Origin of the sequence: Pinibacter aurantiacus (genome assembly GCF_019130065.1) — a bacterium.
GTDB lineage: Bacteria > Bacteroidota > Bacteroidia > Chitinophagales > Chitinophagaceae > Pinibacter > Pinibacter aurantiacus.
In genome coordinates, this window is record NZ_JAHSPG010000002.1 from 1 (window position 1) to 16,485 (window position 16,485).

Here is a 16,485-nt window from a genome sequence, read left to right on the forward strand (position 1 = left end):
ATCAAAAATCTTGACCAATCATGAAAATCATGAAAATCTGCCTGCCCGACTAAAGTCATTCAGGCGGGCGTTCCGTGTTTTCCCCTACATTTGCCCAATGACCCGTAAGATCATATACCTCGTTAATCCTATTTCCGGCACTAAGAATAAGCAAAACCTTCCGGAGTTGATTGCTGCTAAAACAAAAGCGGCTAAAATCCATTTTGAAATTTTACCAACTGTTGCCAGTGGCGATTACAAGTTTGTAAAACAAAAAATTGAAGAGGAGAATATTACCGATGTTGTTATTTGCGGCGGCGATGGCAGCGTGAATACGGTAACGCAGCAGTTATACAAAACTGGTGTGAACTTCGGAATTGTTCCGTTGGGTTCGGGCAACGGACTTTCCAACACTGCAAAAATTCCCAAAGATTCCGGGAAGGCGCTTGACGTGGTTATTAAAGGTCATGCTGCGTACATTGATGCATTTACCATCAACAACGAGTTTTCCTGTATGCTTTGCGGCATCGGCTTTGATGCGAAGGTGGCGCATGATTTTGCGCAGCAAAAAACACGCGGCTTGCTGACCTACGCGAAAGAGTCTTTCAAAAATTTCTTCTCTGCAAAGCCATATACATTTGAATTAACGGTGAACGGTGCAAAGTTTAATACACAGGCATTTTTCATCAGTATTGCCAACAGTAACCAGTTCGGCAATCAATTTACTATTGCGCCTAAAGCCAGTCTCTGCGATGGTTTGCTGGATATTGTAATTGTTCCGTACATGAACAAGATCGTTTTGCCGCTGGCAGTTTTGCAGCAGGTGAAAACGGGAAAGATCACTTCAGAAAAGGAAATTAAAACGCCGGGTATTACTTATTTTCAAACATCGCAAATCAAAATAAAGAACGTTTCCCATGCTCCGCTTCATATAGATGGTGAGCCAAAGGAAACGTCTTCATCTTTTGACATCAAAATAATTCCGAACTGCTTTAAGTTGCTGCAACCGGTGTAGCGGCTAGTCTTTAACAGGTGCCGCTTTTTTGGTCACCACATCGATTACTCCGTTTTTCCCTTCTTCACCAAATTTTTGGATGGCTTTTGCATCTTTCCAAACACTAATGGATTCGATACTGTTGGGATCGATTGCTTTAAAATCTGCTTCGGCTATCTTTTTGCCGTCCACCATATAGAGTGGAGTTGAATTTTCCAAAGGACGTATTGCCACATTCTGCTGTGTATTCTGCTCTGCATTCTTCTGCGTATTTTTCGAGCAAAACGTAAGCATACTAAGCGTCGCAGCGAGCATAAATGCGGTCAATATAGGGTGCACAAATGAACCCCTCGGATCTTTGTTTTCCGTGATCATAATTTTTGGTTTTAATGTTGAATGGAAAAATGATTAGCTATATCAAACCGAATTAAGGTATGAGGGCAGGTTTGGTGGCTTTTTTGGTTTTAATATCTATTACTCCGTTTTTTCCTTTGTCGCCGTATTTTTCGATGGCATGAGCGTCTTTCCACACTGTAATGGACTCGATGTCGTTAGGATTGATGTTCTCAATGTCCTTCACTTCTTTTCCATCCAGAATATAAAGTGGCGAGTTGGTTTTTCCGGAGGTATTTCTAATCCTCACTGAATGACTGCTGTCACGATCTGTAGTAGAAACCCTTATACCAACAACTTTGGAAGTACTCATTCCTGTGTCTGCAATCTTATCCCGCGTTGGCGGCAAAAGCTGACCTGCATCTGCGTTTGGCGCCGCGTCGGGTACAGGAGGGTTAAGAAAGTTCTTTTCCTTCGCATTCCCTGGTTGGGCAGCTTTTTTTGTTCTAATGTCTATTACTCCGTTTTTTCCTTTGTCGCCGTATTTCTCGATGGCATGGGCATCTTTCCATACCGTAACGGACTCGATGTCGTTGGGGTTGATGTTCTCAATATCTGTCACTTCTTTTCCATCCAGAATATAAAGTGGCGCGTTGGTTTTTCCAGAGACATTTCTAATCCTCAATCCAGGAGGGTTAAGAGTATCTTTCTCCAGATTTTTGGGGTTGGCTTGTTTCGTTACAATCTCTACAACTCCACCTTTTCCTTTGTCTCCAAATTTCTTAATGGCGTCTTCGCCTTTCCATGTCTTGACCGTGATGGATTCGACAGGGCCGAGCTTATCCAGATCTGCCTTTGTAGCTTCTTTGCCGTCAATATAATACAGAGGGTTTGACGGGATCATAGGAACGCTGCCTTTTCTTTTTGGGTCCACCAGCGTCAGGTCAATTATGATTACATTGTTGCCGTTTCGTTTTTCAACATACGAATGAACACTCTCTACCTGGTCAGTAGTAAGGTCGCTGACATCCGAGTATTTTACCCGCTTCTTATCAAGTGTATAAATGATTGCCGACGTGTCTTTATCCCTGAACCAATCAAGCTCTAGCGCCTTTATCGCGTTAATGCTTGTATCTTTTGCAGACCGGGCGGTGTTGGTCTCGTTAATATCCTTGGATCGAAACGCCAACATGCCAAGCGTTGCAAGCAACACAAACAAGGCGGCAATGCGGCGGATGTATGAAAACCTTGGATCTTTATTTTTTGTGACCATTGTAATTCTCCTTTTAATGGATGAATGAAAAAATTGATTGGTGATATCGAAACGTCCGGACGAATACGCGGTGGTTAATATGAGCGCCGCCAATACAGATGCATCATTGCTTCCTACACTTTTTTTGTCAGCGATAAACTCATGTATGATGGTCAGCTCTTTTTTAATGAGCCAGAAAAATGGATTGATCCAAAACACACTCAGCACAAGCTGCATGAACACTTTGTCGACACTGTGTTTTTCATGCACATGAACCAACTCATGTTTCAATATCTGCTGACCTTCTGTTGATTGAAGATTGATGCTTTGCTTCCAGAAAATATTTTTAAAAAAAGAAAATGGCGCCTGAGATGCATTGGTTTGATAAATATTGATATCGCTTTGCTGTATAAAAGTTGACTTTTTTTTCAACGAATAGATTTTATACAAACTGAAAACGAACAGCAATAGAAAAATAAACACTGCTAAACAATACGCACCATAAACTATTAAATCGAAAAAGGATAAGGTTTGTGTTTGGTTTTTAAGCAAAAGCAGTTCAGAGCTGCTTACCTTGTAAACCATCTGCCCAACAGTATTTGATGATTCGTTGAAATCGAATATTGGAATGTACAACAGCGGAAACGTGACGGAGAAAATCACCGTTAGCAAAAGATAGAATCTGTTCCACTGATGGAATAGTTTGTTTTGAAGGCATGCAAAATAATAAGCTGATAGTATGCCTGAGCAAACCAACATCTTTAACAAATAGAGTGCAATCGCTGTCATGGTTCTACTTTTGTTTTTTCAATTGCTGTAACAGAAGTTCAAGGTCTTTCACGTCTATTTCATTTTCTTTCACTAAAAAAGAAAGCACGTTGTTAACAGAACCATCAAAATATCCCTGCACGAGCTGTTTCATTGTTTGTGCAGAATAATTATCCTTACTTACCACTGGATAATAACTATGCTGGCGCCCGAAAACTTCGATGCCTACAAACTCTTTTTCCACCAATATTTTAAGAATAGTGGCAACAGTATTGGAATGCGGCTTTGGTTCCGGCATAGCTTCTACCACGTCTTTCAGGAAACCTTTTTCCAGTTTCCATAATACCTGCATAACCTGTTCTTCTGCTTTTGTAAGTGACTTATTCATATAAATGATTCGTTATGTAAAGATATAAACTAATTTTTTAGTTATACAACTATTTTTTTAGTTTTATTTGAGAGAGCACGCTGATGACACTGATCTAGCTGATTGGCGCTGATTTTTTGATTCTAAAAAATGAAGGCAGCAAGCCCTTGGTGCCGCGGTTCGTGTCTTCACGAACTGCTTGTTTGCACGCCGTTGCGATTCGTGAAGACACGAACCGCGGCTTCAGAAGCTCTCCAGCTCATTCGCTTCGCGATATTTAACATGGCGCCCCTCCGGGGCTGGAATTTGGATCGCTGTAACGTAATATTGGCCTACTACTAACGTGCCGCCCCGCTGGGGCTTAGTTGACGTTTCTGGGTGTTCCTTATAGCCCCAGTGGGGCGACACTTTAGTAGAAAAAAAGAAATCAATTGACAAAACATAGAGCCAGCCCCGGAGGGGCGACATGTTAAATGTCATCTGTTCTTTGAACAGATAGACCTTAGGTTTATTCACGTATCCACTCGTGAGGTCTATTAAAACAAAAAACGGAAAGCTCTCGCCTTCCGTTTTTACATTTATCGTTTAATGATCTTATTTAGAAATTCCCTCCGCACCAAAATATTGATGCAGCGCCTTTGGCAGATTAATGCCGTTTTCTGTTTGATTGTTTTCCAGCAAACAAGCCACAATTCTCGGAAGGGCCAGTGAGCTTCCGTTCAAAGTGTGTACCAACTGTGATTTCCCGTTCGCGTCTTTAAATCGGCATTTCATTCTGTTTGCCTGGAAGCTTTCGAAGTTACTTACAGAGCTTACTTCCAGCCATTTTTCCTGCGCTGCGCTGTACACTTCAAAGTCGTAGGTTAATGCACTGGCAAAACCCATGTCACCACCGCAAAGCGCCAATATGCGATATGGAAGCTCAAGCGTTTGCAACAGTTTTTCCACATGTGCTACCATTTCCAAATGCACATCATAGCTTTTCTCAGGGTTTACTATTTGTACTATTTCAACTTTGTCAAACTGGTGAACGCGATTCAAACCGCGAACATCTTTACCAAAGCTTCCCGCCTCTCTTCTGAAACATGCAGAAAATGCAGTCATCTTGATAGGCAGTTGTGATTCTTTCAGCATCTCATCACGGTAAATGTTTGTTACCGGCACTTCAGATGTTGGGATCAGGAATAAATTGTCTTCTGTTGCATGATACATTTGTCCTTCCTTATCCGGCAACTGACCTGTGCCGTAAGCAGACGCTTCGTTTACCAACAATGGCGGCAGGTACTCTGTGTAACCTGCACCTGTATTGAAGTCAAGGAAATACTGCACCAGTGCACGTTGCAGTTTTGCTCCTTTTCCTTTGTATAATGGGAAACCACTTCCTGTAATTTTTGCGCCCGTCTCAAAATCAACAAGGTCGTATGTTTTAATAAGATCCCAGTGAGGAACGGCGCCTTTGAATAGCTCAGGCTTGCTGCCACCTTCTCTTACTACCACATTGTCTTCGGGTGTTTTTCCCGGAGGAACTTTTTCCGATGGCAGGTTTGGCAGCTGATAAAGAATTTTTTCAATTTCTTTTTCTGCTTCCACCAATTTCGAGTTGTCTTGTGAGGTTTTCAGCTGTGCCACTTCCTGCTTTTTGGCTTCTGCTTTTTCCTTTTCTCCTTTGGCCATCAACTGACCAATTTCTTTGGAAGCTGCGTTTACTTTTGCCAAAGCCTCGTCCAACTCAAATTGATATTTCTTTCTTTTTTCATCCCATTGCAATAACTCATCCACCAGTTCCGGCTGTTTAAAGTTTTTCACGGCCAGTCTTTGCTTTACCAGTTCTGCATTTTGACGAATAAAATTAACCTGTAACATCTCCAAAAAATTTGTGGCAAATATAAATAAAGAAGGCATAGGGGTAGTGCCTTCTTTTAACCAATAAGATATGTCGCTGCCTTTTACTTCTTCTCAACTGTCAGATTATTTTCAGCTGCAAACTTTCTTTGTGCTGATTGCATTTTTGCCAAAACCATTTTCTGTGTTTTTATCAGCGCTTGTACGTTTTGGATTTCAGTGCCTCTTTCTTCATCGTTTTTTGCAAGCCCCCATTTCTTATAACTTGCATATACTTTCTTCATGTACTGAAAATAGTCCAGGTAGGCTTTTTTAAAGTCTTCGCCTCCCGTTACTGAAGGCAGCGGGGCCTTTTCAATTTCTGCTATTGTTTTTTCGATACTGGTGACCATTCTTTGTGAAACGGCTGCTACGCTGTCGAACTTACTTTCCTGTGCAAAAGCGGCCACGCTGTTTTCCGTGACTTCAATTTGCGGAATAAGCGCGTTTTCTTTTGCCACGCACATGTTGTTGTAACTACGTGCAGAAATAGAGTTACAGGCAGCAAATAAAATTGCAACCAGCAATAAGGGGTACGTCCTTTTCATACTATAAAATTTACGGCAAAGATAATGAGCCAAAAATCAAAAAAACAAATATAAATTACTGGAAATCAACGAATAAACACTAGCTGTATAAGATCATCATTCTGCAACAATTACACATTAGCTATATTGCACTCCATTTCAATTTTAAAAGCAGAATTTTTCCATGATACAATTTGATCGGTTTTCACTGGCCAATGGGCTCAGAGTGTTGGTGCACGAAGATCATTCTACCCCGATGGCAGTGGTTAATGTTTTATACGATGTTGGCGCAAGAGATGAGAGTGAAAGCAAGACCGGATTTGCCCATTTATTTGAACACCTTATGTTTGGCGGCAGTGTAAATGTTCCAAACTATGATGATCCCTTGCAGCTGGCCGGCGGCGAAAACAATGCCTTTACCACTAATGACCTTACGAATTACTATTGCCAGCTTCCTGCCCAAAACATAGAAACAGCTTTCTGGCTGGAAAGTGACCGTATGCTAAGTCTTGCATTCAGCAAGAAAAGCCTGGAGGTTCAGCGTAAAGTAGTTTGCGAAGAGTTTAAGGAGCATTATATCAATAAGCCATATGGCGACGTTTGGTTCAAAATGCGTGAACTGGCTTACAAAGTACATCCTTACAAATGGCAAACAATTGGTAAAGAGCTGAGTCATATTGAAAACGCAAAGATTGAAGATGTAAAAAACTTCTTCTTTAAACATTATCGTCCGTCGAACGCAATACTTGTGGTTGCGGGCGATGTTACTACGGCGCAGGTAACAGAACTGGCGGAAAAATGGTTTGGCGACATTCCTGCCGGCGAAAAATACGAAAGAAATTTACCGCAGGAACCAAAGCAAACTGAGCCTCGCAGGCTTGAAGTAAAAGCCAATGTTCCGCTGGATGCTTTCTACAAATGCTGGCACGTGGGCTCAAGACTCGACAGCACTTACTACGCTATGGACCTGATTACCGAAATACTTGGCGGTGGCGGTTCTTCCAGGTTATACCAGGCTTTGGTGAAAGAAAAGAAATTGTTCAGCAATATCGACTGTTATCATTTCGGCTCTACCGATGCTGGCCTGCTGGCTATTGAAGGCAAGCTTGTGAAAGGCGTAAAATTGCAGGACGCAGAAAAGGCCGTGGAAGAAGAATTGACGAAAATTAAGAATGAGAAAGTTTCGGAAAGCGAGTTGGAAAAAGTGAAGAACAAAACAGAGAGCGCAATCGCTTTTGAAGACATGAGCGTGATGAACCGCGCCAGTAGCATTGCAATGTACGAGCTGCTTGGTGATGCACAGTTGATGAATACAGAACTGTCAAAATACCAACAGGTAACAGTAGCTGAAATTCAAAAACTGAGCAACGAAATTTTCGACGAGAACAATTCAAATACTTTATACTATTACGCGAACTAGGTTATAAGTAGTAAGTAATAAGTTTTAAGAAAGAGCTTATGCTATTTCACACTTAACTACTTACAACTTAAAACTTAGGACTTATAACTCAAAACATGGCAAACAGAACAATAGCCCCTAAAATAATTGATCCGGTTGAATTTGACCTGCACCTGAAACCTTATGAAAAGAAGACACTTGACAACGGGATTGAGGTGTATGCAATCGACGCTGGAGCAGAGGAGGTTTTACAAATAGAATGGGTATTTTTTGCAGGCAACTGGTATGAGCAGCAAAACATGATTGCGGCTACAACCAACTTTTTACTTAAAAACGGGACGGCTTCTAAAACAGCTTTCCAGATTAGTGAGCATTTTGAATATTATGGTGCTTATTTGAATCGCGGCTGTTATAATGAAACGTCAACTATTACACTGCATTGTTTAAACAAACACATTGAAGAGCTTTTGCCTGTGGTGCAGGAGTTGATTACAGAGGCGACATTTCCCGAGGATGAACTAAAGCTGTACAAACAGAATAATAAACAACGCCTTTCTGTTAACCTGAAGAAATGCGATTTCGTGGCGAACAGGCATATTGATGAATATCTTTTTGGTATTGATCACCCATACGGGAAATACAGCTCTGCAGAGGCTTACGACGCGGTGGACAGAGATCAGTTGAAGGCGTTTTACGATCAGTTTTATCGTCACGGCAAATGCATTTTGTTTGTTGCGGGTAAAATTCCTGCCAACTTGTTTGCGCAACTGAACAAGTACTTCGGCAGTTTGCCTCTTAACAATAAGGCATTGCCAGAAGTGACTCATCCAATTGTGCAATCACCAAACATCGGTTCTCCAATTCGCCTTTCAAATGACCCAGATGGCGTACAAGGTGCGGTGCGTATGGCAAGGCCATTTCCAAATCGTCACCACCCAGACTTTTTGAACGTGCAGGTTTTGAATACGCTATTTGGTGGTTTTTTTGGGTCAAGACTAATGAATAATATCCGCGAGGATAAAGGGTATACGTATGGCATTCACAGTTATTTGCAGAACCATATTCATTCTTCTGCGTGGATGATTACAACCGAAGCGGGTAAAGATGTGTGCGACGCAACTGTAAAAGAAGTGTACAAGGAAATGAAAAAGCTTCGCGAGAAATCGGTTGACGACGAAGAACTGTTGCTCGTGAAAAACTTCATGATGGGTTCTATTTTGGGAGACCTTGATGGTCCTTTTCATATTATCGGAAGATGGAAAAATATTATTCTCAACGATCTTGATGAGAGTTATTTCTACAATTCCATCCGCGCCATCAAATCTATTACGCCGGCAGAAATACAAGAGCTGGCCAATAAATATTTACAGCCAAAAGATTTTTATGAATTAGTGGTTGTGTAGAGACGGATAATTATCCGTCTCTACCAGCGCGATGTTCGACTATTCGAACATCGCGTTTTTTTTGTGCTACAGCCCGTAGGTGCAAGGAGACATGGCAGTGCCATGTCTGTACGGGGCCGCGAGATAGAAAAGATTTTCGCTTTTCCTTTTTGATTTTTTACTTTTATAAAAAACTCCCATGAACTTAATTCTGAGAATCATTATTAGCGCAGTAGTAGCTTTTGGTCTTTCTTACATTTTATCAGGAGTACGTATTGATAAATTCACTACTGCCCTTTTAGTAGCAATCGTTTTGGGAATATTAAATGCCATTATAAAACCAATCATTGTTATTCTTACTTTGCCGATAACCATTTTTACTTTTGGCTTGTTTTTGTTTGTTATCAACGCAGCCATCATTTTACTGGCAGCGAAATTTGTTCCGGGCTTTAAAGTAGATGGTTTCTGGTGGGCATTGCTGTTTAGCTTCCTGCTATCGCTGATTACCTCTATTTTTTACAGGCCTTCAAGAGATGAGTAGTCTCGGGAATGGAGAATCGTGAAACGTCAATCGTGAGTAGGTTTCTGCTATATAGATTACCTCTACATTTCATTGGCGACCTTAATTCACGATTCACGATTCACGCCTTGCCACCACTCAAAACATTCCGTCATGCATTTCCACAGAAAGAATCTCTCCAACGAGCAACTGATTGATTTTTACAAAAGCATTTTACTTCCGCGGATGATCGAGGAGAAAATGTTGCTATTGTTGCGCCAGGGGAAAATCAGCAAATGGTTCAGCGGCATAGGTCAGGAGGCAATTGCTGTGGGCGCAGCGCTGGCTTTGCAGCGAGATGAATGGATTATGCCGTTGCATAGAAACCTTGGTGTTTTCACCGCGCGAAATATGCCGCTGCATAAATTGTTTATGCAATGGCAGGGAAATAAGGAAGGCTATAGCAATGGCCGTGAAAGAAGTTTTCATTTTGGCAGCAAAGAGCATCACATCTGTGGTATGATTTCCCATCTAGGGCCGCAACTCGCAGTGGCAGATGGTGTGGCTTTGGCGCACGTTTTAAAAAATGAAAACAAAGTGGCGCTTGCGTTCAGCGGTGAGGGTGGCACGAGCGAAGGTGATTTTCACGAAGCATTGAATGTGGCTGCCGTTTGGGACCTGCCTATTATTTTTCTGGTTGAAAATAATGGTTACGGTTTGAGTACTCCGGTGCACGAACAGTTCCGATGCCAAAATATTGTTGATAAAGCAAAGGGTTATGGAATGGAGGGTGTGCAAATTGATGGCAATAATTTGCTCGCGGTTTATGACACCATCAAAGGTGTACGAGAATATTGCATTGAGCACAAAAAGCCTTACCTGATCGAATGCATGACCTTCCGGATGCGCGGGCACGAAGAAGCCAGCGGTATTAAGTATGTGCCGCCACACTTGCTGGAAGAATGGGCGCAAAAAGATCCGGTGAAAAAGTACGAAGAATATCTTGTGTTGGAAGATGTGTTGACTTATTCGCAAATTGAAGCGATAAAAAAAGAAACAAAAGAACACATCGAAGAGGAGTTGCACAAAGCAGAGCCGATGGAAGATTTTAAAATTGATTCCGGTGTTGAATTGAGTGATGTGTATGCGCCAACAACTTTTAATAGCGGTGTTGCTGTTTTAGAAAAAAACGCTACAGAAGAAAATCAATCACAAGAACTTCGTTTTATAGATGCGATTCGATCTGCGCTGGAGCAAAATCTTGAGAAACATGAGCATCTCGTGATCATGGGACAGGATATTGCGGAGTATGGGGGTGCCTTTAAAATTACTGAAGGATTTGTAGAGAAATTTGGCAAGGCCAGAATACGAAATACGCCCATTTGCGAAAGCGCTATCGTGGGAGCCGCATTGGGATTGAGTTTGGAGGGTTATAAATCTGTGGTGGAAATGCAGTTCGCCGATTTTGTTACCATGGCCTTTAACCAGATTGTAAACAATCTTGCCAAAATTTATTATCGCTGGCAGCAAAATGCGGATGTTGTTATTCGCATGCCAACCGGCGCCGGCGTAGGTGCTGGACCTTTTCACTCACAAAGCAACGAGGCCTGGTTTACACATGTACCGGGTTTGAAAATTGTGTACCCTTCCAACCCGTTCGATGCGAAAGGGCTGCTCACAGCCGCAATCAATGACCCAAATCCTGTTTTATTTTTTGAACACAAGGCTTTGTACAGAAGCATTTCCGGCAAAGTGCCTGAGGAGTATTATGAAGTTGAAATAGGCAAAGCATTTCATGTGCAGGACGGAGAGGACCTCAGCATTATCACTTATGGTTTAGGTGTACATTGGGCATTGGAATATGCGTCGCAAACTCATTTGTCTATTGACATCACCGACTTGCGAACGCTGCTGCCGCTAGACTATGAAGCCATACAAAACGCGGTTAAGAAAACGGGAAAAATATTGATACTGCATGAAGATACTTTGACTGGTGGCATCGGTGGTGAAATTGCCGCCTGGATCGCTGAACATTGTTTTGAATGGCTGGATGCGCCAGTGATGCGTTGCGCCTCGCTGGATACACCCATTCCCTTTAATAAAGAACTGGAGAACAACTTCCTCGCAAAATCCCGGCTGGACGAAGCTGTGCAAAAGCTGATGAAATTTTGAGAGAAGGAACACTGATCCTCATGATTGTCATGATTTATTATGATTTTTTTAAAAATAATGTCGCTGACTTGTTTTCCAAATAGAATCTTGACAAATCATGACAATCATGAAAATCTGCGTTCCTTTTTCTAGCTTTACATCGTCAACATAAAGTTCAAATTCCCCTTTATCCATTTCTACTTTACCTTGGCTCCGTACAGGAATATTTATTCATCTTAAAATTCCTGTTTATGTACGTAGTTCGTGATATTTTCCGCTTACAATTCGGACATTATAAAGATGTCAAAGCATTACTGAAAGAAGTTCAGGGAAAGGATTTCATTCCAAATGCCAAATCAATGAGGATGCTGACCGATTTTACGGGAGATTCTTATCGTCTTGTATTTGAAGCCGAGTTTGATTCTCTTGCATCGTATGAAAAGGGACTTCAGTCCGGCATGGGCGAGAAGGACTGGCAAAAATGGTACGAGCAGTTCAAAAAACATGTGATAAGCTCCTACCGCGAGATATTAAAAACCGAAATCTAGCTTTTACGGCACACAGATGACACGGATTAAACTGATTTACACGGATCTTTTGCGAACAAGTGAATAACTGAATGCCATTCATTAGTCCACGAAGATTTGTTCGTAAGTTTTTAACTAGAAAATCCGTTTAAATCAGTCTAATCCGTGTCATCCGTGTGCTATCAAATCCCTAGTTTCTTTCTGCAAGTTCATTTTGTCGTACAAAGCTTCCTTTGAATTTGAAGAAGCATTTATCGCCGTTTACCAGCTCTGCCTGCAGCGAATACTGATCGTTTTCGGGGAGGGAATATTTTATTTTTACCTGCAATGATTTTGTTTCAAGCGGATTGATCACCAGCAGAAATTTCAGATCAAGCGCTTTGGATAAATTGGTGCTGATGTCAAGTGCGTCTTCCAACACCTCTTTTACAATTTGCATCATGCAAACACCTGGCACAACGGGCTGTCCCGGAAAATGCCCCTCAAATATTTTATGCTGCGGATTGATTTCAATATCGGCGGTTATCAATTCCTGTTCTGAGTGTAGATGCTGTATGGTAAAAAAGTCGTTGAGTAAGATCATAGTATTGAAGTTATGGCAAATTTAATGGTTGAAGTGCTTTTAACCGCAAAGCGCTCAAAGGTTGCGCAAAGAAAGCAAAGGTTTGCATGGTTTATTTACCCTTTTCTTAATTTTGATCTTTGAGCCGAAAGGAACAAAAGATATTATTTAACATCACTTTTCGTTTGCTTTGCGCAACCTTTGAGCGCTTTGCGGTTAAAAACCATTCGCCCTTCGGCCCATTCATTCGCAGGCTTAAACCAGCTTATTTACAACTCTTTTAATTCCGTCTTTAAGGAGAGAAACGTTAAAGTTAATAAGCAACCCCAACTGATATTTACCTAATTTCATGTACGTTAATGTTTGCGCCAGATGTACGTCATTTAGGGCTTCAACACTTTTTATTTCCAGTACCAGGCATCTTTCAATAAGCAGATCGATCCGGTAGCCACACTCCAGCTTTACCCCCTCGTAAACTAAAGGCATTGGTTTCTCTTTCTCTACCCACAGTCCAGATTGTGTGATTTTATAAAATAGACACTCTTTATATGTATTCTCTAACAACCCTGGCCCTAAAGTTCTGTGTACGCTTATCGCAATGCCGATAACTTTATTTGAAAGTTCATTAACATCCATAATTCCCTTATTTTTAAATCAATAAAAGGTTAGAGGAACTAATGGGTATTCTTTATTTCTTTCTCAAACTAACATTTGCCTTTTTCAAAATCTTCAAAACAAAACGAGCGTTTCGTTCTTCATAGCTCTCCTTCGTTTCCTTTGCGCAACCTTCGTGCCCTTTGCGGTTAATCTCTCACTCGTCCGTCAACTTCTTCAATCCTATTTCGAAGCTGAACATTTTATGTGATACGCCTATCGTGTCAGGTACGCCGTTCTCGTAGTCTTTCATAATCAAGGATACGATGGTTTTGCGGCTGGAGGCGTTTTCTATGCGTAGCAATTCCTTACAGGAAGGATCTGTAATATAATAGTTGTAGCCTTTGGCGGCAGTGAATCGATGATAAACCGCGCTGTCTTGCGTAAATGTTTTTTCGCTTTGCCAGTTCAGTGTGTTCATCAACACTAGTTCGAAATCCTTTCGCAGGGTTTTGATCACAGCTTTTTTGTTCATTTTATCAAAGACATAATGCGCCGTAAACGCGCCGTCTTTTTTCCATTCAAAATCGAAAAACTTAAAACCCATCTCGTTGGAAAATAAAATACGCGTGCTGCTGTCCGGCATTTGCTTGATGAGTAGAATGCCGCTTAAATGTTTGCCCACAATATCTACCTGCGTTTTGTACAACACTCTTGTAAACTGCGGCGTAAACTTTTGAATACAGCCTGCTGCACTATCAGGACTGCTTTGCAAACTTTTGTAGGAAGATTTGCACGCAAACAACAGGCAGAAAAAACTACTTAATAGTAAATAGCGCATCGGGAAGATTGGTGTTCATTTCCTTGTTTATAAAACTAATCGCGGTATTGTCTCCGGAAGGTTCAAGCATGTCAATTTTGGAAACCGAAAAATCTTTTTTTGCGATCGTCATATTGATGTTCTTGAAAAATTCTTTGAGGTTTTTTTGTACTGGTGTAAGCTCTACCAAATAATTCTGGCCGCTCTCGAAGACTTTCATGGTAAAATCTTTGTTGTCCAAAGCCGTTCCCTGTATACAATCGACAGTTATTTTGTTGATCTGTTGGAATAGCTTGTTGGATTTTGTAGAGATCTTATTTTCTTTCTGACCATCTTTAATGTACACGGAGCTTCCGTTCATGATCATCAGGTATTGAAACGGCGACGTGTATTCCATGCGCACAAGATTCTCTTTCTTGAAATAAAATTTTCCTTTAGAGGTAATTTTTTCTGAGAGCATGCTCAGGTTTTTCTCCTGCACAAAATCACTTTTTATGCTTTGCGTTTTTTGCGCCGCTGCGGCAAATTGCTGCTTGAAAGAAGCAACATCCGTCACGGCTTTATAGCCAGCATATTGCGCTGTGGCAGCGAGTGAAACAACAAAACTTACTATTAGAAAAAAATACTTATGCATATGCTTTTTCATTGATCATTTTATCGAGCCTTACAAATTCATACCCCTGCTGTTTTGCAAAGTCAATGAATTGTGGCAACACCGCAAAGGTAGTTTTACTTGTGTCGTGAAGTAAAACAATGGCGCCGGGTTTTAATAATTGCTGCAGTTTTTCCAGCAATTTAACTTCTTCTTTTATTACAGTGTCGAGCGAGCGGATGTTCCAGCCGATTGCTTTAAAGTTACCCCGCTTTAATGCCTTGTTCATTGGCGGTGTGGTTACCCCGTACGGCGGGCGGAACAACCTGGGTTTAAGTCCGATAGCTCTTTGTGTTTCGGAATTCATTTGCTCAATGTCTGCCTGCATTTGAGGCGCCATCAGCATATCAAACCAGAAGCCGTGTGAATAACTGTGATTGCCAATAATGTGCCCTTCTTCATGAATACGCTTGAGCAGCCTTTCACTTCCTGCAATTCTTTTTCCTATACAAAAAAACGTTCCGGGAACATTGTGCGACTTCAATATATCTAAGATAGCAGGGGTGTATTCCACCGCCGGGCCGTCATCAAAAGTTAACGCAATTTGTTTTCTGGTGCTGTCGCCGTCGCAAATTGTTTTCAAATAAAAATTGGAGCCAACATAGTAAGATCCGTAAAACAATATCAACGAGTAAACGATAAACAGCAATACATAAACATACCACGGCATTCCGTATTTCGTATGCAGATACACCAACGCCGCCAATACCAGAATGAAAAAAATATTCGTATTTCTAAAGTTTAGCACGCAGTTACGAGTTGTAGGGAATGATGAATATTTTGATAATGATTGTAAACGAGAATGTGTTTTATCGATCTGTTTGTTTTATCTGCCGGCAACTGCTGATGCTTTGCAATATTAGCCGCGAGCCACAGTGCATAAGCGCTTGATGTGGGAAATTCACCACACCATTGTTTGTAAGTGATGCTCGTTTTACCAGAAAAAATATTTTCTTCTAATTGCTCATACACTCTGTCGTTTTGCACATCGCCGTTTTTTCCATTGATCACCACATCAATATCATTTATTGACAATCCGTTCGAAGAAAGAAGTTTATTGATTCGGTCGGTAATCGCGTGGTTGCCGATCGGTTTGTAAAAAGTTGTGACGTCTTTTAGAATTGCATAATCTTTTTCTGATGATTTTTTATTCATCATAAAAAACACACTGCCTTCGCCTGCGATCGTTCCCTTTGTATGTTGAGAGAACAGCTCTTCAGAGTTTGCAACATTATTTTTATACAGATCAAAGCGACTCAGGATTTTGTGGCTCGCATCGGTGATTTCATCTGCCGCGCCGACCAGCACATGCGCTGCGTCGTTTTCATTCATCAGCATGATGGCATCCTGCAAGGCACTTTCAAAAGAAAAGCCGCGATGCACAAAGGTGTTGTTGTAGCAATGCGTTTTCAATAGCAAAGCAATTTGTCCGGAAACTGTGTTGTGCGTGGATTGAATAAAGTTAGTCGGCGTAAGCATTGTTTCATTTTGCTCCACCAGTTTTTTCAGAAACACTCCTGTATCTTCCAGGCAACCATAGGCTGTTCCCATCGTAATGGCATCAGGTTTTTCAAGACCCGCCTCTTTCATAGAGGCCATCGCCGCAGCAACGCCCATTTTAATGATGCGCCCCATGCGTCTTGCAATGTTCGGGTTCACAAATTCTGTAATATCCGCATCTATAGCTTTCAAATGATTGCTTGTGTAGTCAACCTTTTGCGGAAGCTGATTGAAATCTGTTTGTGGTGATATGTTGCCCAGGGCTTGTATGTACATTGTTAATAAAAGTAATTAAAAA

Annotated in this window: 17 protein-coding genes; 6 read left to right on the plus strand and 11 right to left on the minus strand. The window is 41.3% G+C overall.

Annotation, left to right across the window (positions count from 1 at the left end):
- Positions 1-97: 97 nt before the first annotated feature.
- Positions 98-994, plus strand: a complete 897-nt coding sequence (locus KTO63_RS03255; protein WP_217789714.1) for a diacylglycerol/lipid kinase family protein — start codon at positions 98-100, stop codon at positions 992-994.
- A gap of 3 nt (positions 995-997) precedes the next feature.
- Here KTO63_RS03255 and KTO63_RS03260 read toward each other — a convergent pair whose 3' ends face one another.
- The 5 genes from KTO63_RS03260 to KTO63_RS03280 all read right to left on the minus strand — a co-directional run bounded on the left by KTO63_RS03260 (position 998) and on the right by KTO63_RS03280 (position 6,122).
- A complete protein-coding gene (locus KTO63_RS03260) occupies positions 998-1,348 on the minus strand; it encodes a TonB-dependent receptor plug domain-containing protein (RefSeq protein ID WP_217789715.1) in 351 nt (116 codons plus the stop codon).
- A 52-nt stretch (positions 1,349-1,400) separates the two neighbouring features.
- Positions 1,401-3,347, minus strand: a complete 1,947-nt coding sequence (locus KTO63_RS03265; protein WP_217789716.1) for a M56 family metallopeptidase — start codon at positions 3,345-3,347, stop codon at positions 1,401-1,403.
- A gap of 4 nt (positions 3,348-3,351) precedes the next feature.
- The gene (locus KTO63_RS03270) at positions 3,352-3,714 is read right to left on the minus strand and encodes a BlaI/MecI/CopY family transcriptional regulator (RefSeq protein WP_217789717.1); all 363 of its coding nucleotides are present in this window, start codon (positions 3,712-3,714) and stop codon (positions 3,352-3,354) included.
- A 573-nt stretch (positions 3,715-4,287) separates the two neighbouring features.
- Complete coding sequence (gene serS / locus KTO63_RS03275) at positions 4,288-5,556, minus strand: serine--tRNA ligase (protein WP_217789718.1); 1,269 nt, start codon at positions 5,554-5,556, stop codon at positions 4,288-4,290.
- 83 nt (positions 5,557-5,639) lie between these two features.
- Positions 5,640-6,122 (minus strand): hypothetical protein, encoded by a 483-nt coding sequence (locus KTO63_RS03280; RefSeq protein WP_217789719.1) that lies wholly within the window; start codon positions 6,120-6,122, stop codon positions 5,640-5,642.
- 163 nt (positions 6,123-6,285) lie between these two features.
- Here KTO63_RS03280 and KTO63_RS03285 point away from each other — a divergent pair, with 163 nt between their 5' ends.
- The 5 genes from KTO63_RS03285 (at position 6,286) to KTO63_RS03305 (ending at position 12,080) form a co-directional block, all read left to right on the plus strand.
- Entirely contained in the window at positions 6,286-7,521 is a 1,236-nt protein-coding gene (locus tag KTO63_RS03285) for a M16 family metallopeptidase (RefSeq protein ID WP_217789720.1), read from the plus strand.
- A 95-nt stretch (positions 7,522-7,616) separates the two neighbouring features.
- Positions 7,617-8,903, plus strand: coding sequence for a M16 family metallopeptidase (locus tag KTO63_RS03290; protein ID WP_217789721.1), 1,287 nt, complete (start codon positions 7,617-7,619; stop codon positions 8,901-8,903).
- 178 nt (positions 8,904-9,081) lie between these two features.
- Entirely contained in the window at positions 9,082-9,423 is a 342-nt protein-coding gene (locus KTO63_RS03295) for a phage holin family protein (RefSeq protein ID WP_217789722.1), read from the plus strand.
- Positions 9,424-9,555: 132 nt separating this feature from the next.
- Positions 9,556-11,553: an alpha-ketoacid dehydrogenase subunit alpha/beta gene (locus tag KTO63_RS03300; RefSeq protein ID WP_217789723.1), complete on the plus strand. Its 1,998-nt coding sequence runs from the start codon at positions 9,556-9,558 to the stop codon at positions 11,551-11,553.
- A 230-nt stretch (positions 11,554-11,783) separates the two neighbouring features.
- The gene (locus KTO63_RS03305) at positions 11,784-12,080 is read left to right on the plus strand and encodes a hypothetical protein (RefSeq protein WP_217789724.1); all 297 of its coding nucleotides are present in this window, start codon (positions 11,784-11,786) and stop codon (positions 12,078-12,080) included.
- Between the two features lie 169 nt (positions 12,081-12,249).
- On the opposite strand, the gene KTO63_RS03310 is transcribed toward KTO63_RS03305, so the two are convergent.
- The 6 genes from KTO63_RS03310 to KTO63_RS03335 form a co-directional block, all read right to left on the minus strand.
- Positions 12,250-12,642 carry a hotdog family protein gene (locus KTO63_RS03310; protein ID WP_217789725.1) on the minus strand — a complete coding sequence of 131 codons (393 nt, stop codon included), beginning with the start codon at positions 12,640-12,642 and terminating at the stop codon, positions 12,250-12,252.
- A 234-nt stretch (positions 12,643-12,876) separates the two neighbouring features.
- Positions 12,877-13,257 carry a GxxExxY protein gene (locus KTO63_RS03315; RefSeq protein WP_217789726.1) on the minus strand — a complete coding sequence of 127 codons (381 nt, stop codon included), beginning with the start codon at positions 13,255-13,257 and terminating at the stop codon, positions 12,877-12,879.
- A 175-nt stretch (positions 13,258-13,432) separates the two neighbouring features.
- Positions 13,433-14,056, minus strand: a complete 624-nt coding sequence (locus KTO63_RS03320; RefSeq protein WP_217789727.1) for a hypothetical protein — start codon at positions 14,054-14,056, stop codon at positions 13,433-13,435.
- Positions 14,034-14,669, minus strand: coding sequence for a LolA family protein (locus KTO63_RS03325; RefSeq protein WP_217789728.1), 636 nt, complete (start codon positions 14,667-14,669; stop codon positions 14,034-14,036). Before KTO63_RS03325 ends, KTO63_RS03320 begins: the two co-directional genes overlap by 23 nt.
- Positions 14,662-15,435 (minus strand): polysaccharide deacetylase family protein, encoded by a 774-nt coding sequence (locus KTO63_RS03330; RefSeq protein WP_217789729.1) that lies wholly within the window; start codon positions 15,433-15,435, stop codon positions 14,662-14,664. The genes KTO63_RS03325 and KTO63_RS03330 overlap by 8 nt, the downstream gene beginning before the upstream one ends.
- Positions 15,429-16,463 carry a beta-ketoacyl synthase chain length factor gene (locus KTO63_RS03335; protein WP_217789730.1) on the minus strand — a complete coding sequence of 345 codons (1,035 nt, stop codon included), beginning with the start codon at positions 16,461-16,463 and terminating at the stop codon, positions 15,429-15,431. Before KTO63_RS03335 ends, KTO63_RS03330 begins: the two co-directional genes overlap by 7 nt.
- Positions 16,464-16,485: the final 22 nt, after the last annotated feature.